Raw genomic sequence first — 21,054 nt, 5'->3', positions numbered from 1 at the left:
CGACGCCCGGCCGGGAAGGCCGGGCGTCAGCGGGGTTTGATGTCCTCGTCCAGGAACTTGGTGATGGCCTGGGCGACGCGGGCCGGCGCGCTGCGTTCCGCGTTGTGGCCCTGGCCGTGCATCAGGAGGCGGCGCGTGCGGGGCAGGGCCTGCTCCAGCGCGTCGAGGCGTTCGGCCAGATGCCGGGGGGATCGGTCGCCGCCGAGGAGCAGGATCGGCAGGTCGAGGTCGGCGTAGGCGGGCAGCCGGACGCCGAGGGCGTCGATCGCGTCGTTGTCGTCGAGCTGGCGGATGACACGGCGGCGGTATTCCGGGTGGCGGCCCACGAAGGCGCCCGCGAACCAGGCCATCGGTGCGGGCAGGCGGACCACGTCGCGCAGGAAGATGGTCAGGGCGCGGCCCGGTTTGCCGGCGGCGATGGCTGCGTGGGCCGGCACGAGTTTGGGGCCGCCGAGGGGTTCGCCGATCACGGTCGGCGGTTCGTAGAGGACGGCGCCCGTGTAGGCGTCCGGGTCGGCGGCCATGGCCTCCAGTGCGAGGACCGCGCCGGACGAGTGGCCCACCAGCAGCGGTCGTCCCAGCTCACCCGCGACCGCCGCGACGTGGGAGACCTCTTGGGCCATCGTGACCGGGCGGGGAAGGTCCAGACGGTATTGGCGGCGGTGCAGCCGTACCGTGCGGAAGCGGTCGTGGAGCAGGTCCGTGACCGGCCGCCAGGCGCTCGGATCACCCATGCCGCCGTGGATGACCAGGATCGGTGTGCCGCGACCCTCATCCTCCGCCCACGCTTCGGTGCCGTCGTCGGTCATGACCTTCATGGCATCCTCCTTAGCAGCGCTAAGGAAAACTTAGCATTGCTAAGGTGACGTCGTGAAGGGCTTGACGCGAGAAGTGCTCATCGATGCCGGGCTGCGGCTCCTCGACGAGGTGGGTCTGGACGGACTCACCGTTCGCCGGTTGGCGACCGAGCTGGGCGTGCAGTCGCCGGCGCTCTACTGGCACATCCGCACCAAGCAGGAGCTGCTCGACGGCATGGCCAACGCGATCATCCTGCGCGCCGGGATGGGGCCTCCGCGCGACGACGAGAGCTGGCAGGAATGGCTGGCCCGGCGCGCGCGGGCGTACCGGAAATCCCTCCTGGCCAGCCGCGACGGCGCGCGGGTCGTGTCCTCGGCCGTGCGGGGCGGTGACTCCACGCGGCATTTCGAGGAGGAGCTCGCGGCGATGGTCGCGCGGGGGTTCACGCCGTTGCAGGCGCTGCGGACGATCACCGCGCTGAGCCACTACATCACCGGGCAGGTGCTGCAGGAGCAGGCCGTTGTGCGCGGTGAGCGGCCCGACCTCAGTGAACTGCCGACGCTGGCCGCCGCGGTGCGCGCGGGAAGCCCGATGGGCGACGACATGTTCGAGTACGGATTGGCGATCCTCATCACGGGCACCGAAGTCTCCCTGGGTACCCCCGAGGGGTATAAGCTGGCCCCATGACGCAGCAGATCGAGTTGGAGATCGGTGGCATGACGTGTGCCGCCTGCGCCAACCGCATCGAGAAGAAGCTCAACCGTCTCGAGGGCGTCACCGCGACCGTCAACTACGCGACCGAGAAGGCGCGCGCCACGGTTCCGGCGGGGCTCAGCGCAGCCGACCTCATCGCCGTGGTGGAAAAGACGGGTTACACCGCCGCCGAGCCGAAGGCCGAGCCTGTTGCCGAGGCGCAGCGGGCCGACCCGTTGCGCACCCGGCTGCTCGTGTCGGCCGCGCTGAGCGTTCCGGTGATCGTGCTGGCCATGGTCCCGGCCTGGCAGTTCACCTACTGGCAGTGGCTGTCGCTGACGCTGGCCGCGCCGGTTGTCGTCTACGGCGGCTGGCCGTTCCACCGGGCGGCGTTCGTCAACCTCCGGCACGGCGCCGCCACCATGGACACGCTCGTCTCGATCGGCACCCTCGCGGCGTTCCTCTGGTCGTTGTGGGCGCTCTTCCTCGGTGACGCCGGCGTGCCCGGCATGACGCACCCGTTCGAGCTGCGGGCCGGTTCGCAGGGTGACGCCCTCTACCTCGAGGCGGCGGCCGGTGTGACCGCGTTCCTGCTGGCCGGGCGTTATGCGGAGGCCCGGGCCAAGCGCCGGGCCGGTGACGCTCTGCGGTCGCTGCTGGCCCTCGGCCCCAAAACCGTCACCCTCGCCGACGGCCGCGAGATCCCGGCCGACAAGCTTCAGGCGGGCGACACCTTCCTGGTACGCCCGGGTGAGAAGGTCGCCACCGACGGCACGGTCGTCGACGGCGCTTCCGCACTCGACCAGAGTCTGCTCACCGGTGAGTCCGTGCCGGTCGAGGTGGCCGCGGGTGACCCGGTGACCGGTGGCACGGTCAACGCCGGCGGACGCCTGGTCGTGCGCGCGACCAGGGTCGGTGCCGACACGCAGCTCGCCCAGATGGCCCGCCTCGTCGAGGAGGCGCAGAACGGCAAGGCCGCGGTGCAGCGGCTCGCCGACCGCATCTCCGGAGTTTTTGTCCCGGTGGTGATCGCGCTGGCCGCGGCGACGCTGGGCTACTGGCTCGGCACCGGCCAGGGCACGACGGCCGCGTTCACCGCCGCCGTCGCCGTCCTGATCATCGCGTGCCCGTGCGCGCTCGGCCTGGCCACACCGACCGCGCTGCTGGTCGGCACCGGTCGCGGCGCCCAGCTGGGCATCCTCATCCGCGGTGTGGAGGCGCTCGAGTCGACCCGGCGCGTGGACACGATCGTGCTCGACAAGACCGGCACGGTGACGACCGGGACGATGACGGTGTCGTCGATCGTGCCCGAGCCCGGTCAGGACGCCGACGAGCTGCTGAGGCTGGCCGGTGCCGTCGAGGCCGCGTCCGAGCACCCGCTCGGCCGGGCGATCACCCGCGCCGCCGCCGCGAAGGGCTCGCTTCCTCCGGTGAGTGACTTCCGGGCGACCGCAGGTGTCGGTGTGCGCGGCGTGGTGGACGGCGCCGAGGTGGAGATCGCCCGGGGCACGGGCGACACCGCCGAGACGTGGGTCGAGGTCCGCGTCGACGGCACGGCCCGGGGCCGCCTGGCGCTCTCCGATTCGGTACGCCCGACGAGCGCCGCCGCAGTCCGCAGTCTCCGCGCGCTGGGCCTCGAACCGATCCTGGTCACCGGCGACGCGCCCGCGGTGGCCGAGGCCGTCGCCGCCCAGGTCGGCATCACCGAGGTCATCGCCGGTGTGCTGCCCGCGGGCAAGGTCGACGTGGTCAAGCAGCTCCAGGCCCGGGGCAGGTCCGTCGCGATGGTCGGCGACGGTGTCAACGACGCGGCCGCGCTGGCCCAGGCCGACCTCGGCGTGGCGATGGGTGCGGGCACCGACGTGGCGATCGAGGCGTCCGACCTGACCCTGATGCGCGACGACCTCACCGCGGCCGTCGACGCCGTACGCCTGGCTCGCCGTACCGTGACGATCATTCGGGGGAATCTGTTCTGGGCCTTCGCCTACAACGTGGCGGGTCTGCCGCTGGCGGCTGCGGGCCTGCTCAACCCCATGATCGCCGGCGCCGCGATGGCCTTCAGCTCGATCTTCGTGGTCGCCAACAGCCTGCGCCTCCGCCGCTTCAAGGCTGCGGCGCCGCAGAGGTAGGCGGCAGTGTGAGCCGGGCGCCTCAGCCCGATGATTGCTCCCGAAATCATCGGGGCGCCCGGCTCACCATCCGTGCCGCGGGGGAATTCGGACCGGTCCCGAGGTCCGAAGCCCTGCGACATCCCCAGATCCACCTGCAGAGGTAACGCTACGTGGCGACTGGTGCACCGCGGAAGCGCTCGGTACGCGAATTGGCCGAACGGTTGGCCGGTCGTGAGCGACAGATCCGGCTATCGGCGCACACCAGGGCGGAAAGCGCCGCATTCTGATCCGGTCGGCTCATCAGCCGACTACTCAAAGTGAGGAAGGTTAAGAGTGCGGAGAGTGATCAGTCGCGCCGGATCGAGTCGATCAGGGCGAGGATCTGCCGCAGCGCCGGCCGCAGCACGCGCAGGCGCGAGAGAGCGACGAGCCGGTCGACCAGCGGCACGATGCCGTCGATCAGCCGCCGCGTGCGCCGCTGCTCGGGGGAGTGGTCGTAGACCCAGAAGAGGACCACGCCCATCCAGCTGAGCCAGAGGAGCTCGGGGAGCTCCTTGCGGAGTTCGGGGTCGACCTTTGCGGACGAGCCGTCGACCACGTCCCGGAAGATCGAGATCGCCGCCTCGCGGGCCGGTGACGACTCCCGCGAGAACGGGCTCAGCGGTGACGACGGCTCCGCCGCGGACTTGAAGAACGTGGCCGCGAACGAGTGGTACGGCTCGTTGACGTCGATGCCGGCGTGCAGCACCCCGCGCAACCGGGCGGCGAAGTCCTTCTCGTTCGCCAGCACCGGCTCGGCCGCGACCCGGTGCGCGGCCTGGTTGCGGTCGTAGAACCCCTGGATCAGGTGTTCCTTGGAGTCGAAGTAGTAGTAGGCGTTGCCGACCGCGACCCCGGCCTCCTTGGCGATGGCCCGCATCGTGGTCTCGGTGTAACCGCGCTCCCGGAACAGCCGCAGTGCGGTCTCGAGGATCAACTGCCGGGTCTGCTCACCCCGGGCCCGCCGCGGCTTCTCCACGCCCGGGTCGCCTTCGACAGCCGCCGGCGTTTTGGCCTCGGGCGCCGCGGGGCTCGCGCCGGGCTCGTCGGCGGGGGAGTCAGCGGCAGCGGTCGTCACACACGTCACCGTAGTCGCCTGCCCGCGTCGATTGCCGGACGGCCGCGGCCGCGGCGATGAAGCGTCGTGCGGCGGGCAGCAACCGCGGCGACCCCAGCCGCTCGGCCATCCCGCGATAGTCGGTCAGCGCCCACAGGCACGCCAGCCACGCACCGTCCGACACGTACACCAGGCCACCGTCGGTGATCACGGTCAGATCGCGCAGGGTCGCGGCATGGTCCAGGCCGGGGAAGCGCCGCCGGGCGTCCGCCGATCCGGCCGGGACGAACTCCAGGGGTACGAGCTGGTCGCGGCTCTCCAGCCAGTGGTGTGCGGTGCGGCAGATCGGGCAGCCCTCGTCGTACAGGACCGTGAAGAAGCCGATCCGGCCGGCCCCGTGACCGGCCGGATCGGTGCTCTCCGCTGTCATGCGGGTGTGGGCGGCGGGACGGGGCCGGGCATTCCCTGGCCGGGCCAGCCGGCGGGCGGCGCTCCGGGCGCTCCGGCCGAGGGGCCACCGGGGCCGGGATACATCGGCAGGCGACCGGCGGGCGGGAGTGGCGGCATGACCTGCTGCTGACGCAGCCGTCCCCGGCGGTAGCGACCCAGGAAGAACACGTTCAGCACGTGCAGCACACCGAGCACGAGCAGGACAAAACCGATCTTGTACGACAGGGTCTCCAGCGCCCGGGCCGCGTCCGGTATGCGAGCGCTGGACCGCATCGCCACCGCCACGTAGCCGAGGTTGAGCAGGTAGAACCCCATGACGAGCAGCTGGTTGACGGCTCTGGCCAGGCGCTTGTCGGCGAAGACGTCCTCCAGGAAGACGAGCCCGTTGCGGGACAGTGTGGTCGCCACCCAGACCGTCAGCCCGGTGCTGACGATGAGGTAGACCAGGTACATCCAGACCTTGTGGTCCACGGTCCTCCACCTTTCTTGAACGCGTTCAACTACTGACGTGATCAGAGTAAGACGTTATTTGAACGCGTTCAAGGAGATCTGGGGCACAGAGAGAGGCAGCGGCGGGTGGCGGCCCGCCGCTGCCTCGGCCCTCGGTCGGTTCTACCGCGCCGCGGTCAGCCCCAGGGCCTCCGCAGCCGCGCGCCCGTTGGCGTGACTTGCGCCGTACGTGGTGACAAAGGCCCGTGCGCCGGCCGGACGCCAGACGGACGGCCAGCCCATCTCGACCACGGCAACAGTATGGCTGGCGGCGAGCGATTCGATGAGCGCCCGCGTGGCTTCGGCGCGGTGGGTGTGCCGTCCCACGACGATGATCGGCCGCAGCCCGGCCCGTGCGGCCAGTGCCTCGGGCGAGGCCTCCGCCGGTACGACCGAGACCTGCTCCGTCCCGTTCAGATGCGGCTTCAGTCCCCACGGCACGCGGCCCTCGGCGATCGAGTGACCCGACTCCAGCTGCACGACCAGGGGTTCGGTGAGCTCCACCAGGGAGCCCTCCACCCGTACGGCGCGACGGGCGGCGGCATAACCGAGAGCACCGTCGTGCGGGGTGGCCGCCACGGGCTGCTGTGTCCAGGACGCCATCGCCGCGTTGCGTTCCGCGGCCTCCTCGAGCCGGCTCAGGGACAGCCGCCCGTCACCGACCCCGGCGACGATCTCCGCCGCGACCTCCTCGACCAGGGCGAGGTCGACGCGTGCGCCGATGCAGAGCAGGTCGGCGCCTCCGGCGAGGGCGAGCACCGCGGCACGGCCGATGCCACCGGCGGCACCCGCGGCACCCTTCATCTCCAGGGCGTCGGTGATGACGGCGCCCTGGAAGGCGTACTCGTCACGGAGCAGATCGGTCAGGACTGCCCGGCTGAAGGTGGCCGGGCCGGAGCCGGTCAGCTCGGGGACCCGGATGTGCGCCGTCATGATCGCCTGTGTCCCGGCCGCGATGACCGCGGCGAACGGCGGCAGGTCACGCTCGCGCAGGACGGACAGCGGGGCGTCGATCGTGGGCAGCTCGAGGTGCGAGTCGGCCAGCGTCGCCCCGTGGCCCGGGAAGTGCTTCGCGCAGGCGGCGACACCGGTGGACTGCAGGCCGGCGACCGCGGCGGCGGCGTGGCGGGCCACCCGCAACGGGTCGGCGCCGAACGAGCGGGTGCCGATGATCGGGTTGTCGTCCGCGGTGTTCACGTCGACGGTCGGCGCCAGGTCGAGATTGATGCCCGCCGCGGCGAGGTCGGTGCCGATGGCCGCGTACACCGTGCGGGTGAGGTCCGGATCGTCGACGGCCCCGAGCGCGGCGTTGCCCGGGTACGGGCTGCCGGTCCGGTGCGCCAGCCGGGTGACGTCGCCGCCCTCCTCGTCGATGGCGATCAGCACGTCTGCGCGTACCGAACGGAGCTGGGCGGTGAGGGCCGCGACCTGAACCGGTTCGGCGATGTTGGCGCCGAAGAGCGTGTGGCCGGCGAGGCCCTCGCTGAGCAGCGCCAAAGCCCAGTCCGGGGCAGATTTGCCCGCAAAAGCCGCGAGCAGCGTCCGCAGGGCCAGGCGACGGAGACCCGGGTCGATAGGCATGGTGTCCTTCCTCGGTTCAGCTCTGGTTATCCTGCCCGGCGAGCTGCCATGATCGTCGAATGTCTATCGGACATGTGCCGCCGCCGGTGCCGGAGCTGACCGTTACGCTGCGGCTACCTGATGTGCGCCGATACCGTTATTGGAAACAATCCTAAATACTAGAGGACGTAGTTATGGCTGCCACCCGCCTCCCGGGCACTCCCCGGCTGCTGCGTGCGCTCAACGACCGCGCCGCGCTGGAACTGCTGCTCACGAAGGGTCCGCTGACCCGGGCACAGCTCGGCGAGATGACGGGACTGAGCAAGGTCACCGCCTCGCAGCTGGTCGAGCGGCTCGAGGAGCGCGGTCTGGTACGCCGCGTGGGTGAGCAGGCCGGCGGTCGCGGCCCCAACGCCCAGCTCTACGCCGTCACTCCCGGTAGTGCCCACGTGATCGGCGTCGAGGTGCTGCCGGACCGGGTAATCGCGGCGTGCGCGGACATCACCGGCGACGTCGTCGGCCGCAGCGAGCAGTCGACCCAGGACAGCGACGACCCGGTACGCGCCGTGCACAGCGCCGTCGTGCAGGCCGCGAGCCGGGGTGGCACCGACATGGAATCCGTCCGCCGCGTCGTGCTCGGCACACCCGGTCTGGTCGACCCGCAGACCAGTGAGGTCTCGTTCGCCTTCGACCTGCCCCGCTGGCACCGCGGCCTGCTCGCCGAGCTCCGCAAGGACCTCAGCACACCGGTCGTCTTCGGCAACGACGTGAACCTCGCCGCCGTCGCCGAGCAGCACACCGGCGCGGCCAAGGGCCACGACGACTTCGTCCTGATCTGGGTCGGCCGTGGTGTCGGCCTCGCCACCGTCATCGGCGGCCGGCTCCACCAGGGCAGCACGGGCGCGGCCGGCGAGATCGGCTACCTGCCGGTGGCCGGCGCCGAGATCCCCCGCAACGCCTCCAAGCGCGGCGCCAAGGGCGCGTTCCAGACGCTGGTCGCCTCCGACGCCGCCAAGGCGATCGGCAAGCAGTACGGCTTCCGCGGCGCCGAGTCCGCCGACGTGGTGCGCGCGGCTGTGGCCGCCGGCCCCGCGGGCGAGCCGGTCCTCGACGAACTGGCCGGCCGCCTCGCCCTCGGTGTCGCCGCGACCTGCGTGGTCCTCGACCCGCCCCTGGTCGTGCTGGCCGGCGAGATCAGCCAGGCGGGCGGGACGGCGCTGGCCGAGCGGGTCGAGCGCGAGGTCGCCTCGATCACCCTGGTCAGCCCGAAGGTCGTGATCAGCGAGGTCGCCGTCGAGCCGATCCTCAACGGCGCCCTCCTCACCGCCCTCGAATCCGTACGCGACGAGGTGTTCGGCTCCACCACGGGTTAGTGGTGTCCGGCCGCGCAGCCGCTGCATGGTTGGATGGACTCGTGCTCGAGGCAGCGACTTCCACCCCCACCCCACCTGACGACGACACCGTCATCTCCTTCGACCGGGTGAGCGTGATCCGCGGCGGTAGTCACCTGCTGCGGGGGCTCACCTGGCAGGTCGAGCTGGACGAACGATGGGTCGTCCTGGGCCCCAACGGCGCCGGGAAGACCACCCTGCTGAACCTCGCGTCCGGGCGGCTCCACCCGTCCCGCGGGACGGCCTGGGTGCTGGGCGAGAGGCTCGGACGCACGGACATCAACGAGTTGCGTACCCGGATCGGGCTCACGACCGGCCAGCTCGCCGAGCGGGTGCCGCCGACCGAGCGGGTCCTGGACGTCGTGGTCACGGCGGCCTGGTCGGTGGTCGGCCGCTGGCGGGAGAGTTACGACCCGCAGGACGAGGCGCGGGCCCGGGCCCTGCTGGACCAGATGGGCATGGGCGCGCTGGTCGACCGCGAGTTCGGCACGCTCTCCGAGGGGGAGCGCAAGCGCACCCAGATCGCCCGCGCGCTGATGACCGATCCCGAGATGATGCTGCTCGATGAGCCCACCGCCGGTCTCGACCTCGGTGGCCGCGAGGACTTGATCGGTCGTCTCACCGAGCTGGCCGAGGACCCCGACGCCCCGGCGATGGTGCTGGTCACCCATCACGTCGAGGAGATCCCGCCCGGTTTCACCCACGCGCTGCTGCTGCGCGAGGGCACAGTGGTCGCCTCGGGTCTGCTGGGCGAGACGCTGACGGCCGAGAACCTCTCGAAGACGTTCGGCCTGCCGCTGGTGGTCCAGCGCTCCGGCGACCGGTATTCGGCACGGGCGGCCTGAGCCCGTCATGTCCTCACCGCGGATCGTGGTCGCCGGTAGCGCCAACATGGACCTGGTCGGGCTGGCCGCCCGGCTGCCGTTGCCCGGTGAAACCGTGCTCGGTGACGACTTTGTCATGACCCCGGGCGGCAAGGGCGCCAACCAGGCGATCGCCGCGGCCCGGGCCGGTGGTGCCTGCACGTTCCTGGGCGCGATCGGCTCGGACGCGTTCGGTGTGACGATCAAGGCGCGCCTCAACGCCTCCGAGGTCGACACGGAGAACCTGCGGACCAGTTACGGCTCGTCCGGCGTCGCGGTCATCATGGTCGACCGCGCGGGTGAGAATTCCATCATGGTCAGCCCCGGCGCGAACAGCTCCTTCGCCGGCCTGAGCGCCACGGAGACCGCGATCATCGCCGAGTGCGACGTCCTGGTCTGCCAGCAGGAGATCCCGGTCGACACCGTCGTGGCGGCCGCCCAGGCGGCCCGCGAGGGCAACACCCGGGTGATCCTGAACGCCGCCCCGGCCCGCGACCTGCCGCCGGAGCTGGTCGCCGCCGTGGACCTGCTGGTGGTCAACGAGAACGAGGCCCTGGCCATCACCGGCACACCCGAGCTCGACATGGCGGGCCTGCTGGCGGTGGTCCCGCGGGTGGTCCTCACCATGGGCGGCGCCGGTTCCTGGTACGCGGACCGCGAAGGCCGCGACGAGCGGATCCCGGCCTGCGCCGTCGACGTCGCGGACACCACCGCGGCCGGCGACGCGTTCACGGGTGCACTGGCCGTGGCCTGGGGTGAGGGCCGCGACCTGGTGGACGCCGTCCGCTGGGCCAACGCGGCGGGCGCGGCCTGCGTTCGTAAGGTCGGCGCCAGCAACTCCCTGCCGTCCCGCGCGGAGATCGACGACCTCTACGGCCGGACGTTCAGCGCTTAGCGACTCGCAGTCCCCAGAGGACGAGCGGGATCTGCAGCGGCAGCCGCCCGTAGGCGATCGCCCGGCGCGCCGGCGAGGTGTCCCGCCAGTCGACGGCCATCTTGACGTTCGCGGGAAAAACACCGGCGAAGAGTCCCGCCGCGGCGAGCCCGCCGAGCCGCCGCGTGCCCGGATTGGCGATCGCCGCCGCAACGGCCAGCTCCGCGGCGCCGCTGAAGTAAGTCCACGTGCGCGGGCTGCCGGGCAACGACCGCGGCACGATGCTGTCGAACGGCTTCGGCCGCGCGAAGTGCAGAACACCGGAGGTGGCCAGCACCCCGGCCAGCACAAGGGCGCTTTTGGCGTTACTCACATCGAACTCCTGTGCTGAGAGCAGATCGCGGACCACACCTCAGCCGGCCGTGTCCGGGTCGGCGCCGATGTGGGCATAGATCCAGCCGGACGCGGCGGACGAGGATGGGGCGACTTCGTAGAGGTGCCGGATCGGGCCCACCGGCCCGCCGGATGCGCGGAAGCCCGGCGGAGGTTTCTGGTTCTGATCGAGTCCCACAATTTTGGTGCGGCCGTCGAACGGGCCACCGACGATCTTGATACCGACCTGGTTGCCGACCACCTCGCCGGCCAGCCATCGGCGGATGAGGTCCTGGTGCTCTCCCGGTGCGGTCACGCCGAGCGGGGGACCGAGTCGTGATCGAGGGCGCGCTGGAGGGCGCGGTAGATCTGGCCGAAGCGCTGCGCGTTGTCGGTGGTCAGGAGCAGGACGTCGGTGCCGCGCACCCGGGCCCAGATCTCCAGCCGGCGACTGCCCCGGTCGTAGGAGCGGTCGACGAACTCGAGCAGGACGTCGGCGAGCGGTGCCGCCGCCAGGCCGATCAGGACACCGCCGCCGGCCAGCGCGATGGTCATGGCCGTGGACGCGTCGATGACCAGGGCGATCAGGATGCCGACGGCGCCGATGACGATCGGGGTGATCATGGCGATGCCGAGGGCGCCGCGGCCCGCTACGGCGCTCCAGGAACGGCGTCCACGGGTGTGCCAGACCTGCGCGAAGTCGCCGAGCCGGTAGGCCCGGCCGCCCATCCGGACACCGGTCGACGTGACCAGCACGTCGGGGTCACGGTAATAGGTGATCATCACGCCTCCCTCGCTGCCATGGTACTTACCCAGACGGCCGACGCCTTACGCTGTCAGCTGTCTGAACGATCGCTAGGGAGGCATACGCGTGGGTGAATTCGTGCGACTGGAGACCAGCGGCGGCATCGGCACGATCCGGCTCGAACGGCCACCGATGAACGCGCTGAACACCCAGGTCCAGGAGGAGCTGCGGGCGTCGGCGCAGGCGGCGACGGCGGATCCCGAGGTCCGGGCCGTGATCGTCTGGGGCGGCGAGAAGGTCTTCGCGGCCGGCGCCGACATCACCGACTTCACCACCACGACGTACCAGGAGATGACCGTCCGCGCGGCGGCACTGTCCAGCGCGTTCGACGCGGTCGCGAAGATCCCGAAGCCGGTGGTCGCCGCGATCACCGGGTACGCCCTCGGTGGTGGCTGTGAACTGGCCCTGGCCTGCGACTGGCGGGTGGTGGCCGACGACGCCAAACTCGGCCAGCCGGAGATCAAACTCGGCATCATCCCGGGCGCCGGTGGCACCCAGCGGCTCGCGCGCCTGATCGGCCCGGCGAAGGCCAAGGACCTGATCTTCTCCGGCCGGATGGTCGACGCCGAGGAGGCCCTGCGGATCGGTCTCGCCGACCGGGTCGCTCCGGCCTCCGAGGTGTACGCGACCGCGGCTGCGCTGCTCAAGCCGTACCTGAACGGGCCTGCTCTGGCTCTGCGCGCCGCGAAGCTGGCGGTCGACGGTGGCCTGAACACCGATCTGGCCTCGGGTCTGGCCTGGGAGAGTCAGCTGTTTGCGGGGCTGTTCGCCACGGACGACCGGATCGAGGGCACAACGGCGTTCGTGGAGAAGCGCAAGCCGAAGTTCACCGGGCGCTGAGCAGGCGGCTCAACCGAGAAACGGACGCCGGGATCTCGCGGATATCGATCTGTTGCCATAAAGTTCCCCTCTGTGACGATGCCCGGCCCGCGTGTGACCCCGGTCCGCCGCACGGTCGGTGTCGCGGTGGCGCTGGTGACCGGTCAGGCCCTGCTGGGCGGGATCATTGGTTTTGTCACCTTCGGCGGTGAGAGTGACACGGCGCCCGGAACCGGGACCGCCGCGCCGCAGATCGCCGGCCCCCCGATCGTGCTGCCGCCCGCGAGCCTCCCGCCGTCCGGCCGATCAGCGGCGCCCAAGAAGCCCGCGACCCGCAAGTCGTCCGCCACCACACGGCCGGCGTCGCGCCGTCCGACGCCGGCGCCCGAGCGCAGATCGGCCGAGCCGTCGGCCACCACGGCGCGTCCGGCCACACCGTCACCGACACCGAGGCCGACAAAAACGACAACACCGCCGGGTCTGGTGCTGCTGCCGCCCGTGCCCGCCGACGACGAGGGCAGCGAGGATCCGGTGGTCGTCCGGGAGCGGTGCGACGACGAGGGCGCGACCGGCCGGACCTCCGACGGCAAGGTCGTGCGCTGTGTCCGCGGCCGCGACGGTGACCTGCGCTGGCAGCTCGTCTAGCCAGATCATCTTCCACGGGCCGGGGCCTACACTGGCGCGCATGTCCATCGACCAGGGTCGGCACTCTCTCGGCGTCGACTTCGGCACCTCGAACACCGTCGCGGTGGCCCGCTGGCCCGACGGGCGGGCGCGGCCGATCCTCGTCGACGGCTCCCCGCTGCTGCCCTCGGCCGTGTATGCCGAGCCCAACGGCCATCTCGCCGTGGGCCGCGACGCCGTGCACAACGCCCGGCGGGACCCCGCGCGGTTCGAGCCGAACCCCAAGCGCCGCATCGACGACGGCCTCGTGCTGCTCGGCGAGGAGGAGTTCGCGGTGGTCGACCTGATCGCCGCGGTCCTGGTCCGGGTGGCCGACGAGTGGCACCGCGCGGTCGGCCCGGTCCGCCCCGAGCTGACCCTGACCTGCCCGGCCACCTGGGGTGCGGCCCGCCGCAGCCTGCTCGCCGAGGCCGCTGCCATCGCCGGTCTCGAACGCGCCCGCCTGGTCGCCGAGCCGGTCGCCGCCGCCACCTACTTCGCCGAGGTGCTCGGCCGCGACGTACCCATCGGCTCGGTCGTCGTGGTGCACGACTTCGGCGCAGGCACCTTCGACGCGAGCGTCGTCGCGCGTACGGCCGAGGGTTTCGAGGTGCTCGCCGTCGACGGCCGTGACGACCTCGGTGGCCTCGACGTGGACGCGGCGATCGTCGACCATCTCGGCAAACAGGTCGCCGAGCGGGACGCGGCGGTGTGGCAGCGCCTCTCGGAGCCGGAGACGGTCGAGGATAGGCGCGCCAAGCAGCAGCTGTGGGAAGACGTCCGGATCGCGAAGGAACGCCTCTCCCGCATCCAGTCGGCGGACGTGGTGGTGCCGCTGCTCGACCTCGAACTCCACGTGACCCGCGACGAGCTCGAGGACCTGGCCCGGCCCCTGCTGGAGCAGACCGTGCAGGTCACCCGCGATCTGCTGCGCTGGGCCGACCTGCCCGAGGGCCGGCTGGCCGGTGTTTTCCTGGTCGGTGGTGCGAGCCGGATCCCGCTGGTGGCGACGCTGCTCCACCGCGAGCTGGGCGAGGCCCCGGTGGCGATCGAGCAGCCCGAGCTGGTGGTGGCCGAGGGCAGCATCCTGGCCGACGCCGCGCTGCTGGCGACCGAACCGGCCGCGCCCGGGCCGACCGCCGAGATGCGCCTGGTGTCGCGCAACAACCCGCTGCCGCCGCGGGGAGTCACGATCGACGACATGGAGACGGTCCCGTCGTCCCGCACGGCGTTGCGGCCGCCGGACCCGAACCTGCCGCCGCCGGCTGTCGACCCCTGGCCGGACGCGCAGCAGCACTGGACGCCCGACCCGGACCAGACGGTCGCGTCCGAGCCGTCGTGGGATGTCCGGTCCCTGCACAACACACCTGTGCCGGAGCCGGGAACGTCTCCGTCCGGCGGTTTCACCCCCGGAAAGGCCTCAACCAAAACCACGGGCACGGTGACGTCGCGACCCGTCTCACCGCCGACGCGGCCCGTGTCCGGAGCAGCGCGGCCTGCTTCCGGGGCTGCGCGGCCTGCTTCCGGGGCTGCACGGCCTGTTTCGGGGGCGGCGCGGCCTGTTTCCGGGGCCCGGCCCGGCTCGACCGCTCGCTGGGCGCCGGCGCCCGCGCCTGCGTCCGATGCGCGCCCGGCCGCCCGGCCCAAGCGCCGTCCCAGCCGGCTGCTGCGCTTCCTCCAGATCCTGCTGAGCATCCTGTTCCTGATCGCCGCGCCGCTCATCGCCCTGGTCGCGGCCTACAGCGTGAGCGCCCAGGTCCCGATGGATTCCGCCGCACAATTCCTCCTGGACGACCTCAGCCGCCTTCTAGGGTGAGTCTGATTCGTCTTTTCCCGGCGGCCCGGTAGCGTGCTGGCCAGGATCGAGCGGCGGGAGCTGGCATGGCGGAAATGATCGAGGGCCACGGCGGGGACCTGGCGCTGGCGGCGCTGCGGGCCTACGGGGTCACGGAGATGTTCACCCTCTCCGGTGGGCACGTCTTCCCGCTGTACGACGCCGCGCACAAGGCGGGCTTCCCGATCTACGACGTGCGTCACGAGCAGTCGGCGGTCTTCGCCGCGGAAGCCGTCGCCAAGCTGCAGCGGCGTCCCGGCCTGGCCGTGCTCACCGCCGGCCCTGGCGTCACGAACGGCATCTCCGGTCTGACCAGCGCCTTCTTCAACGCCTCCCCGGTGCTGGTGATGGGTGGCCGCGCGCCGGCCTTCCGCTGGGGTTCCGGCAGCCTGCAGGAGATCGACCACGTGCCGCTGGTCAAGCCGGTCACGAAGTACGCCGCCACGGTCGGCGGGACCGACGAGATCCCGGCCGAGGTGGCCAAGGCGCTGACCGCCGCGCTGACCGCCCACCGCGGCCCGGCCTTCCTCGACCTGCCGCTGGAAGTGCTCTTCTCCAGCGAGGACGCCGCCGCGCCGGGCGCCCCCGAGATCCCGGTGATCGAGCCCGACCCCGACGACGTGGCCCGCGCCGCCGCACTGCTGGCCGGCGCCGAGCGACCGGTCATCATCGCCGGCTCCGACGTGTGGGGTGGCAACGCCATCGCCGAGCTGCGGGCCGCCGCCGAGGCGCTGCAGGTGCCCGTCTTCACCAACGGCATGGGCCGCGGCGCGCTGCCGCCGGGCCACCCGCTCTCCTTCGCCAAGGCGCGGCGTCCCGCCCTCAACGAGGCCGACGTGGTCGCCGTCATCGGCACGCCGCTCGACTTCCGTCTCGGGTTCGGCGAGTTCGGCGCCGCCCAGGTCGTGCACATCGTCGACGCCCCCAGCCAGCGCGCCGGGCACGTCGAGACCGCGGTCTCGCCGGCCGGTGACCTGCGCCTGATCCTCACCGCACTGGCGAACCACACCGGCAGCCGCGCCGACCACACCGAGTGGGTCGAAGGCCTGCGCACGGCAGAGGACGCCGGCAAGGCCCGCGACGCCGAGGCGATGGCTGCGGAGTCCGACCCGATCAAGCCCGCCCGGATCTACGGGGAGCTGCGCAAGGTGCTCGCCCCCGACGCGGTCACGATCGGCGACGGCGGCGACTTCGTCTCCTACGCCGGGCGCTTCCTCGAGCCCGCCCAGCCCGGCACCTGGCTCGACCCCGGCCCGTACGGCTGCCTCGGCACCGGCCTCGGGTACGCGATGGGAGCCCGCGTCACCTACCCCGACCGCCAGATCTGCGTCCTCATGGGCGACGGCGCGGCCGGCTTCTCGCTGATGGACGCCGAGTCGCTGGCCCGGCAGGGACTGCCCGTCGTGATCGTGGTCGGCAACAACGGCATCTGGGGCCTCGAGAAGCACCCGATGCAGGCCATGTACGGCTACGACGTCGCGGCCGACCTGCAGCCGGGTCTGCGGTACGACCGTGTCGTGGAGGCGCTCGGTGGTGCGGGCGAGACGGTCGAGAAGTCCTCCGACCTCGGGCCGGCGCTGACGCGTGCCTTCGACGCCGGTGTCCCGTACCTGGTCAACGTGCTGACCGACCCGGCCGACGCGTACCCGCGGTCGTCCAACCTGGCCTGACCGCTACTCGTCGTTCTTCTCCAGCTCACGCTCCCACTGGGCGAGCAGTTCCCGGTCACGACGGGACTGCTCGCTGTCCATGGACCGCAGGAAGTCCGGATCGTCGTCGGGCGAGGTCGGGCGGGGATTTCCGCGGCGGATCGGCCCGCCCTCACGGGGTGGTGACACGGGCCGGCCCCAGAGGAAGTACGCCAGGGGGCCGATCAGGGGGATCAGCAGGATGACGAGCACCCACAGCACACGCGGCATCGTGCGTACCCGGTCGGCGGACAGGACGCTGATGAGCGCGAGCACCAGAAGGACAAGCTGCACGGCAGCCAGGAAGACGAACAACCGGACCATGAGGCAATGATGACGCGCCTCACCCCGAACGGCGACGATCAGAGCGTGACAAGCACCGTACCGAGAATGGTGAACCCGACCGTGAGGGCCGCGTAGGCCGTGATCGTGCGCTGTCCGGGCCGGGGTGGCCAGGCGTTGAGCCCTCGCGCCCGGCGGTAGGCGAGGCCGATCAGGGCGGCCCAGCCGGCCATCGCGCCGGCCGCGACGAGAAAGGTCCAGACGCCGGCCCCCGGGACGAAGGCCGGTCGTGCGGCCAGCAACGCCACCGCCGTCGCCGACAGTCCGGTACGCCGCCAGGCCAGCCGCGTGCGTTCCGCGGAGGCGCCGGGGTCCGGATTCACTCTTTCAACGGTGCTCACGAAAACGCTTTGATCAGCACGGCTACGACCAGCAGCAGCGCGCCGACGGCCACGAACAGGGCCAGGATCGCCGGGAACCGGGATTTCGGCAGATCGGTGCCGAGGCGCATGGCCCTCTCCGTCCGGGCCCAGTGATCGACCGCGCGGACGGCAACAACCCCTCCGAGCAGCAGCAACGCGACCGCGATGCCCTCCCTGAGGTGGGCGATGGGCAGCGGTGGCAGGAACTGCGCGCAGGCGAGACCGCCGGCCAGCAGTGCGAGGGCGGTCCGGATCCAGGCGAGGAAGGTGCGCTCGTTCGCCAGCGAGAACCGGTAGTCGGGCTTCTCGCCGACCACGGGCGTCTTCTGCGGGTTGAACCACTGATCGAGCACGCGGTCGATTATTGACCAGCCGGGTGAAGAAGGTCCCTCGGGCCGGTCGGCCTGAGCGGTGGGAGAAGATGAGGCCACGCCGGACACCGAGGTGAGGTGAGTCACTCTTGGTGGTGGAGACCCATAAGCTACCGACGGGTAACCTCCGAAGGGGGCCGCGGTTCCGGCAGCAAGACGTGCGTCCACACAACAGGAGGGTCGTCGAAGCGCGATGAACATCGTCGTACTGGTCAAGCAGGTGCCCGACTCCGGTGCCGAGCGCACCCTGAGCGAGGGCGACAACACCGTCGAGCGCACCTCGGCGAACAACGTCATCAACGAGATGGACGAGTACGCCATCGAGGAAGCGCTGAAGATCAAAGAGGCGCACGGTGGTGAGGTGACCGTCCTGACGATGGGCCCCGAACGCGCCACCGAGTCGATCCGCAAGGCGCTCTCCATGGGCCCCGACAAGGCCGTCCACGTGCAGGACGACGCGCTGCACGGTTCCTGCGCCGTCGCGACCTCCAAGGTGCTGGCCGCCGCGCTCGGCACGCTCAATGCCGACCTGGTGCTCTGCGGCGCCGAGTCGACCGACGGCCGCGTCCAGGTCATGCCCCACATGCTGGCCGAGCGGCTCGGCATCGCGGCGCTCACCGGCGCCCGCAAGCTCACCGTCGACGGCTCCCAGCTGACCGCCGAGCGGCAGACCGACGAGGGCTACGAGGTCGTCACCGCGGCCACGCCCGCCGTCGTCAGCGTCTGGGACACGATCAACGAGCCGCGTTACCCGTCGTTCAAGGGGATCATGGCCGCGAAGAAGAAGCCGGTGCAGAGCCTGTCGCTCGCCGACCTGGGCATCTCCGCCGACGAGGTGGGCACGGCCGGCGCGACCTCCGCGGTGGTCGAGTTCGCGAAGCGGCCCCCGCGGTCCGCCGGCACCAAGATCACTGACGAGGGTACGGGTGGCGAGCAGCTCGTCGCGTACCTCGCCGCCGAGAAGTTCGTCTGAGAGGGGCTCCCACCATGGCTGAAGTACTGGTCGTCGTCGAGGCCTCCCAGGCCGCCGGCGTCAAGAAGGTCACGCTCGAGATGCTGACCATCGCGCGCACGCTGGGCTCCGTCTCGGCCGTTGTGCTCGGTGGCGCCGGAGCGGCCGAACAGCTCGCCGCCAAGCTCGGTGAGTACGGCGCCGAGAAGATCTACGCGGGCGAGGGCGAGGAGATCGACGGGTACCTCGTGGCCCCGAAGGCCACTGCCGTCGCCGAGCTGGTCAAGCGCATCCAGCCCGCCGCCGTACTGCTCGGTGCGACCCAGGAGGGCAAGGAGATCGCGGGCCGGCTCGCGGTCAAGCTCGACAACGGTCTGCTGGCCGACGCGGTCGAGGTGGCCGCCGACGGCACGGCGACCCAGGTCGTCTTCGCCGGTTCCACGATCGTCAAGTCCAAGGTCACCAAGGGCCTGCCGATCATCACCATCCGCCCGAACTCCGTGACCCCGGCGCCGTCCCCGGCCACCCCGGCGATCGAGCAGCTCACGATCACCGTCTCGGACACCGACAAGCTCACCAAGGTCGTCGAGCGGGTCGCCGAGCAGAAGGGCTCCCGCCCGGAGCTCAGCGAGGCCTCGATCGTCGTCTCCGGCGGCCGCGGCGTGGGCAACGCCGACAACTTCAAGCTGGTCGAGGAGATGGCCGACTTGCTCGGCGGTGCCGTCGGCGCCTCCCGCGCGGCCGTCGACTCCGGGTACTACCCGCACCAGTTCCAGGTCGGCCAGACCGGCAAGACCGTGTCGCCGCAGCTCTACGTGGCGCTCGGCATCTCCGGTGCGATCCAGCACCGGGCCGGCATGCAGACCTCGAAGACGATCGTCGCGGTCAACAAGGACCCCGAGGCCCCGATCTTCGAACTGGCCGACTTCGGCGTGGTCGGCGACCTCTTCAAGATCGTGCCCCAGGCCGACGACGAGATCCGCAAGCGCAAATAATCACGGTTGTTCGAAGCGGCCCGGCGGTCTTCTCCGCCGGGCCGTTTTTCGCGCCGTGCATCCGGGCCGTTTCGGTTGACGGCTCAAGGCATAAGCTTCTCCGTGATGGCCTACCTGGATCACGCGGCGACCACGCCGATGCTCGCCGAAGCGCTCGACGCCTACGTCGCCGCCGCCCGCGAGGTCGGCAATCCGTCGTCCCTGCACGCCGCCGGCCGGGGCGCCCGCCGGCTGGTCGAAGAATCCCGCGAACGCATCGCCGCAGTCCTCGGCGCCCGCCCCTCCGAAGTGATCTTCACCAGCGGCGGGACCGAGAGCGACAACCTCGCCACCAAGGGCATCTACTGGGCCCGCCGCACCGCCGACCAGCGCCGCAACCGCGTGGTCGCGTCGGCGGTCGAGCACCACGCCGTCCTCGACGCCGTCGACTGGCTCGGCAGCCACGAGGGAGCCGACATCAGCTGGCTCGCCGTCGACGAGGCCGGCCGCGTCGACCCCGAAGCCCTGGCCGCCCTGATCGCCGAGCACGGCGACGAGATCGCCGTGATCAGCACCCAGTGGGCCAACAACGAGGTCGGCACGATCCAGCCCGTCGCCGCCCTGGCCCGCCTGGCCGCCGGCGCCGGCATCCCGTTCCACACCGACGCGGTCCAGGCCGTCGGCCAGGTCCCCGTCGACTTCGCCGCGAGCGGCGCCGCGGCCCTCACCCTCACCGGCCACAAACTCGGCGGCCCGGTCGGCGTCGGCGCCCTCCTCCTCGGCCGCGACATCGCCGCCACCCCCCTCCTCCACGGCGGCGGCCAGGAACGCGACGTCCGCTCCGGCACCCTCGACACCCCCGGCGTGGTCGCGTTCGCCGTCGCGGTCGAAACCGCAGTCAAAACCCAGCAGGAGTACGCCGCCAGAATCGCCGCCCTCCGCGACGACCTGACCTCCCGCGTCCGCGAAGCAGTGCCCGACGCGGTCTACAACGGCGACCCCACGGACCGTCTCCCAGGCAACGCCCACTTTTCTTTCCCCGGCTGCGAGGGCGACGCCCTGCTCCTCCTCCTGGACGCCCAGGGCATCTCTTGCTCGACGGGCTCGGCCTGCTCGGCCGGGGTCGCCCAGCCGTCCCACGTCCTGCTGGCCATGGGCGCCGACAACGACCGCGCGCGATCCTCGCTGCGCTTCACGCTGGGCCACACGTCTACAGCGGCCGACATCGACGCGCTGCTGGCGGCTCTGCCTGGGGCGGTAGAACGCGCCCGCCGGGCCACCGCCTGGAAAACGCCCCGCTGACCGGCGGGCCGCGTCAGCGGCCCTGCCCGCAGCCCTGCCTGCCGGGCGGCTGCTGCGGGGGGACATCGAGTCCCCACCACACCTTGTGCGTCCGCCACGCGTCTTCCGCGCCTCGCGTCTTTTCGCCTGGCGTCCGGCACCATGCGTCCGTGTTGCGCCGACTTCCTTGATGTCGGGGTTTCGGTGGGCCGGGTCTCGCGCTTTCAGCCTGGCGCTTTGCGCTTGGCGTCTGTGTTGCGCCGATT

The 21,054-nt window shown here is 71.5% G+C and carries 22 protein-coding genes and 1 pseudogene; 12 read left to right on the top strand and 11 right to left on the bottom strand.

What is annotated here, in order from left to right; genetic code table 11:
* Nucleotides 1-125 precede the first annotated feature (125 nt).
* Nucleotides 126-734: pseudogene (locus AFR_RS37320) on the bottom strand (alpha/beta fold hydrolase); the annotation flags it as partial.
* Nucleotides 735-870: 136 nt separating this feature from the next.
* Between AFR_RS37320 and AFR_RS37315 the strand changes: the two are divergent.
* Nucleotides 871-1,485: a TetR/AcrR family transcriptional regulator C-terminal domain-containing protein gene (locus tag AFR_RS37315; protein WP_041841422.1), complete on the top strand. Its 615-nt coding sequence runs from the start codon at nt 871-873 to the stop codon at nt 1,483-1,485.
* Nucleotides 1,482-3,620 (top strand): heavy metal translocating P-type ATPase, encoded by a 2,139-nt coding sequence (locus AFR_RS37310; protein ID WP_023562014.1) that lies wholly within the window; start codon nt 1,482-1,484, stop codon nt 3,618-3,620. The genes AFR_RS37315 and AFR_RS37310 overlap by 4 nt, the downstream gene beginning before the upstream one ends.
* Nucleotides 3,621-3,948: 328 nt before the next feature.
* On the opposite strand, the gene AFR_RS37305 is transcribed toward AFR_RS37310, so the two are convergent.
* The 4 genes from AFR_RS37305 to AFR_RS37290 all read right to left on the bottom strand — a co-directional run bounded on the left by AFR_RS37305 (nt 3,949) and on the right by AFR_RS37290 (nt 7,218).
* Nucleotides 3,949-4,719: a TetR family transcriptional regulator gene (locus AFR_RS37305; RefSeq protein WP_023562013.1), complete on the bottom strand. Its 771-nt coding sequence runs from the start codon at nt 4,717-4,719 to the stop codon at nt 3,949-3,951.
* Nucleotides 4,700-5,128 (bottom strand): thiol-disulfide oxidoreductase DCC family protein, encoded by a 429-nt coding sequence (locus AFR_RS37300; RefSeq protein ID WP_023562012.1) that lies wholly within the window; start codon nt 5,126-5,128, stop codon nt 4,700-4,702. The genes AFR_RS37305 and AFR_RS37300 overlap by 20 nt, the downstream gene beginning before the upstream one ends.
* Nucleotides 5,125-5,619: a hypothetical protein gene (locus AFR_RS37295; RefSeq protein WP_023562011.1), complete on the bottom strand. Its 495-nt coding sequence runs from the start codon at nt 5,617-5,619 to the stop codon at nt 5,125-5,127. The genes AFR_RS37300 and AFR_RS37295 overlap by 4 nt, the downstream gene beginning before the upstream one ends.
* 141 nt (nt 5,620-5,760) lie before the next feature.
* Nucleotides 5,761-7,218 (bottom strand): glycoside hydrolase family 3 N-terminal domain-containing protein, encoded by a 1,458-nt coding sequence (locus AFR_RS37290; RefSeq protein WP_023562010.1) that lies wholly within the window; start codon nt 7,216-7,218, stop codon nt 5,761-5,763.
* A gap of 173 nt (nt 7,219-7,391) precedes the next feature.
* Here AFR_RS37290 and AFR_RS37285 point away from each other — a divergent pair, with 173 nt between their 5' ends.
* From AFR_RS37285 to AFR_RS37275, 3 genes are read left to right on the top strand one after another with little or no spacing between them, the layout of a single operon-like run.
* Nucleotides 7,392-8,570, top strand: a complete 1,179-nt coding sequence (locus tag AFR_RS37285) for an ROK family transcriptional regulator (RefSeq protein WP_023562009.1) — start codon at nt 7,392-7,394, stop codon at nt 8,568-8,570.
* Nucleotides 8,570-9,433, top strand: a complete 864-nt coding sequence (locus AFR_RS37280) for an ABC transporter ATP-binding protein (RefSeq protein ID WP_438829916.1) — start codon at nt 8,570-8,572, stop codon at nt 9,431-9,433. The genes AFR_RS37285 and AFR_RS37280 overlap by 1 nt, the downstream gene beginning before the upstream one ends.
* Nucleotides 9,434-9,440: 7 nt before the next feature.
* Complete coding sequence (locus AFR_RS37275; RefSeq protein ID WP_023562007.1) at nt 9,441-10,346, top strand: ribokinase; 906 nt, start codon at nt 9,441-9,443, stop codon at nt 10,344-10,346.
* Here the strand turns inward: AFR_RS37275 and AFR_RS37270 are convergent.
* The 3 genes from AFR_RS37270 to AFR_RS37260 are packed head-to-tail and all read right to left on the bottom strand — an operon-like array spanning nt 10,336 to nt 11,480.
* Complete coding sequence (locus tag AFR_RS37270) at nt 10,336-10,698, bottom strand: DoxX family protein (RefSeq protein WP_041843234.1); 363 nt, start codon at nt 10,696-10,698, stop codon at nt 10,336-10,338. The two genes, AFR_RS37275 and AFR_RS37270, sit on opposite strands and share 11 nt — an antisense overlap.
* A 39-nt stretch (nt 10,699-10,737) precedes the next feature.
* Nucleotides 10,738-11,013, bottom strand: a complete 276-nt coding sequence (locus AFR_RS37265; RefSeq protein ID WP_023562005.1) for a DUF8847 domain-containing protein — start codon at nt 11,011-11,013, stop codon at nt 10,738-10,740.
* On the bottom strand, nt 11,010-11,480 hold the full coding sequence (locus tag AFR_RS37260; RefSeq protein WP_023562004.1) for a DUF6232 family protein: 471 nt from the start codon (nt 11,478-11,480) through the stop codon (nt 11,010-11,012). Before AFR_RS37260 ends, AFR_RS37265 begins: the two co-directional genes overlap by 4 nt.
* Before the next feature lie 88 nt (nt 11,481-11,568).
* On the opposite strand from AFR_RS37260, the gene AFR_RS37255 reads away from it, so the two are divergent.
* From AFR_RS37255 to AFR_RS37240, 4 genes are all read left to right on the top strand, one after another.
* Complete coding sequence (locus AFR_RS37255) at nt 11,569-12,342, top strand: enoyl-CoA hydratase/isomerase family protein (RefSeq protein WP_023562003.1); 774 nt, start codon at nt 11,569-11,571, stop codon at nt 12,340-12,342.
* A gap of 72 nt (nt 12,343-12,414) precedes the next feature.
* Nucleotides 12,415-12,966: a hypothetical protein gene (locus AFR_RS37250; RefSeq protein WP_023562002.1), complete on the top strand. Its 552-nt coding sequence runs from the start codon at nt 12,415-12,417 to the stop codon at nt 12,964-12,966.
* A 40-nt stretch (nt 12,967-13,006) separates the two neighbouring features.
* Complete coding sequence (locus AFR_RS37245; protein ID WP_023562001.1) at nt 13,007-14,800, top strand: Hsp70 family protein; 1,794 nt, start codon at nt 13,007-13,009, stop codon at nt 14,798-14,800.
* A gap of 65 nt (nt 14,801-14,865) precedes the next feature.
* Nucleotides 14,866-16,488, top strand: coding sequence for an acetolactate synthase (locus AFR_RS37240; protein WP_023562000.1), 1,623 nt, complete (start codon nt 14,866-14,868; stop codon nt 16,486-16,488).
* Nucleotides 16,489-16,491: 3 nt separating this feature from the next.
* Here AFR_RS37240 and AFR_RS37235 read toward each other — a convergent pair whose 3' ends face one another.
* From AFR_RS37235 to AFR_RS37225, 3 genes are read right to left on the bottom strand one after another with little or no spacing between them, the layout of a single operon-like run.
* Nucleotides 16,492-16,830: a PLD nuclease N-terminal domain-containing protein gene (locus tag AFR_RS37235; RefSeq protein WP_023561999.1), complete on the bottom strand. Its 339-nt coding sequence runs from the start codon at nt 16,828-16,830 to the stop codon at nt 16,492-16,494.
* Between the two features lie 38 nt (nt 16,831-16,868).
* Nucleotides 16,869-17,171: a DUF202 domain-containing protein gene (locus AFR_RS37230; protein ID WP_023561998.1), complete on the bottom strand. Its 303-nt coding sequence runs from the start codon at nt 17,169-17,171 to the stop codon at nt 16,869-16,871.
* A gap of 14 nt (nt 17,172-17,185) precedes the next feature.
* Nucleotides 17,186-17,563 (bottom strand): YidH family protein, encoded by a 378-nt coding sequence (locus AFR_RS37225; RefSeq protein WP_023561997.1) that lies wholly within the window; start codon nt 17,561-17,563, stop codon nt 17,186-17,188.
* A 211-nt stretch (nt 17,564-17,774) separates the two neighbouring features.
* On the opposite strand from AFR_RS37225, the gene AFR_RS37220 reads away from it, so the two are divergent.
* The 3 genes from AFR_RS37220 to AFR_RS37210 all read left to right on the top strand — a co-directional run bounded on the left by AFR_RS37220 (nt 17,775) and on the right by AFR_RS37210 (nt 20,809).
* Complete coding sequence (locus AFR_RS37220) at nt 17,775-18,554, top strand: electron transfer flavoprotein subunit beta/FixA family protein (RefSeq protein ID WP_023561996.1); 780 nt, start codon at nt 17,775-17,777, stop codon at nt 18,552-18,554.
* A 14-nt stretch (nt 18,555-18,568) separates the two neighbouring features.
* On the top strand, nt 18,569-19,528 hold the full coding sequence (locus tag AFR_RS37215; protein WP_023561995.1) for an electron transfer flavoprotein subunit alpha/FixB family protein: 960 nt from the start codon (nt 18,569-18,571) through the stop codon (nt 19,526-19,528).
* Nucleotides 19,529-19,633: 105 nt separating this feature from the next.
* Nucleotides 19,634-20,809, top strand: a complete 1,176-nt coding sequence (locus tag AFR_RS37210) for a cysteine desulfurase family protein (protein WP_023561994.1) — start codon at nt 19,634-19,636, stop codon at nt 20,807-20,809.
* Nucleotides 20,810-21,054: the final 245 nt, after the last annotated feature.

The sequence above is a fragment of the Amorphoplanes friuliensis DSM 7358 genome, from assembly GCF_000494755.1.
Lineage (GTDB): Bacteria > Actinomycetota > Actinomycetes > Mycobacteriales > Micromonosporaceae > Actinoplanes > Actinoplanes friuliensis.
The sequence above is the reverse complement of the archived record's forward strand: the minus strand, read 5'-3'. Positions and strand labels throughout refer to the sequence as shown.

Coding starts and splice junctions, on each gene's coding strand:
- AFR_RS37260 (WP_023562004.1), bottom strand. CDS start 11,480: ATGATCACCTATTACCGTGACCCCGACGTGCTGGTCACGTCGACCGGT.
- AFR_RS37220 (WP_023561996.1), top strand. CDS start 17,775: ATGAACATCGTCGTACTGGTCAAGCAGGTGCCCGACTCCGGTGCCGAG.
- AFR_RS37300 (WP_023562012.1), bottom strand. CDS start 5,128: ATGACAGCGGAGAGCACCGATCCGGCCGGTCACGGGGCCGGCCGGATC.
- AFR_RS37290 (WP_023562010.1), bottom strand. CDS start 7,218: ATGCCTATCGACCCGGGTCTCCGTCGCCTGGCCCTGCGGACGCTGCTC.
- AFR_RS37210 (WP_023561994.1), top strand. CDS start 19,634: ATGGCCTACCTGGATCACGCGGCGACCACGCCGATGCTCGCCGAAGCG.
- AFR_RS37215 (WP_023561995.1), top strand. CDS start 18,569: ATGGCTGAAGTACTGGTCGTCGTCGAGGCCTCCCAGGCCGCCGGCGTC.
- AFR_RS37245 (WP_023562001.1), top strand. CDS start 13,007: ATGTCCATCGACCAGGGTCGGCACTCTCTCGGCGTCGACTTCGGCACC.
- AFR_RS37235 (WP_023561999.1), bottom strand. CDS start 16,830: ATGGTCCGGTTGTTCGTCTTCCTGGCTGCCGTGCAGCTTGTCCTTCTG.
- AFR_RS37275 (WP_023562007.1), top strand. CDS start 9,441: ATGTCCTCACCGCGGATCGTGGTCGCCGGTAGCGCCAACATGGACCTG.
- AFR_RS37240 (WP_023562000.1), top strand. CDS start 14,866: ATGGCGGAAATGATCGAGGGCCACGGCGGGGACCTGGCGCTGGCGGCG.
- AFR_RS37310 (WP_023562014.1), top strand. CDS start 1,482: ATGACGCAGCAGATCGAGTTGGAGATCGGTGGCATGACGTGTGCCGCC.
- AFR_RS37285 (WP_023562009.1), top strand. CDS start 7,392: ATGGCTGCCACCCGCCTCCCGGGCACTCCCCGGCTGCTGCGTGCGCTC.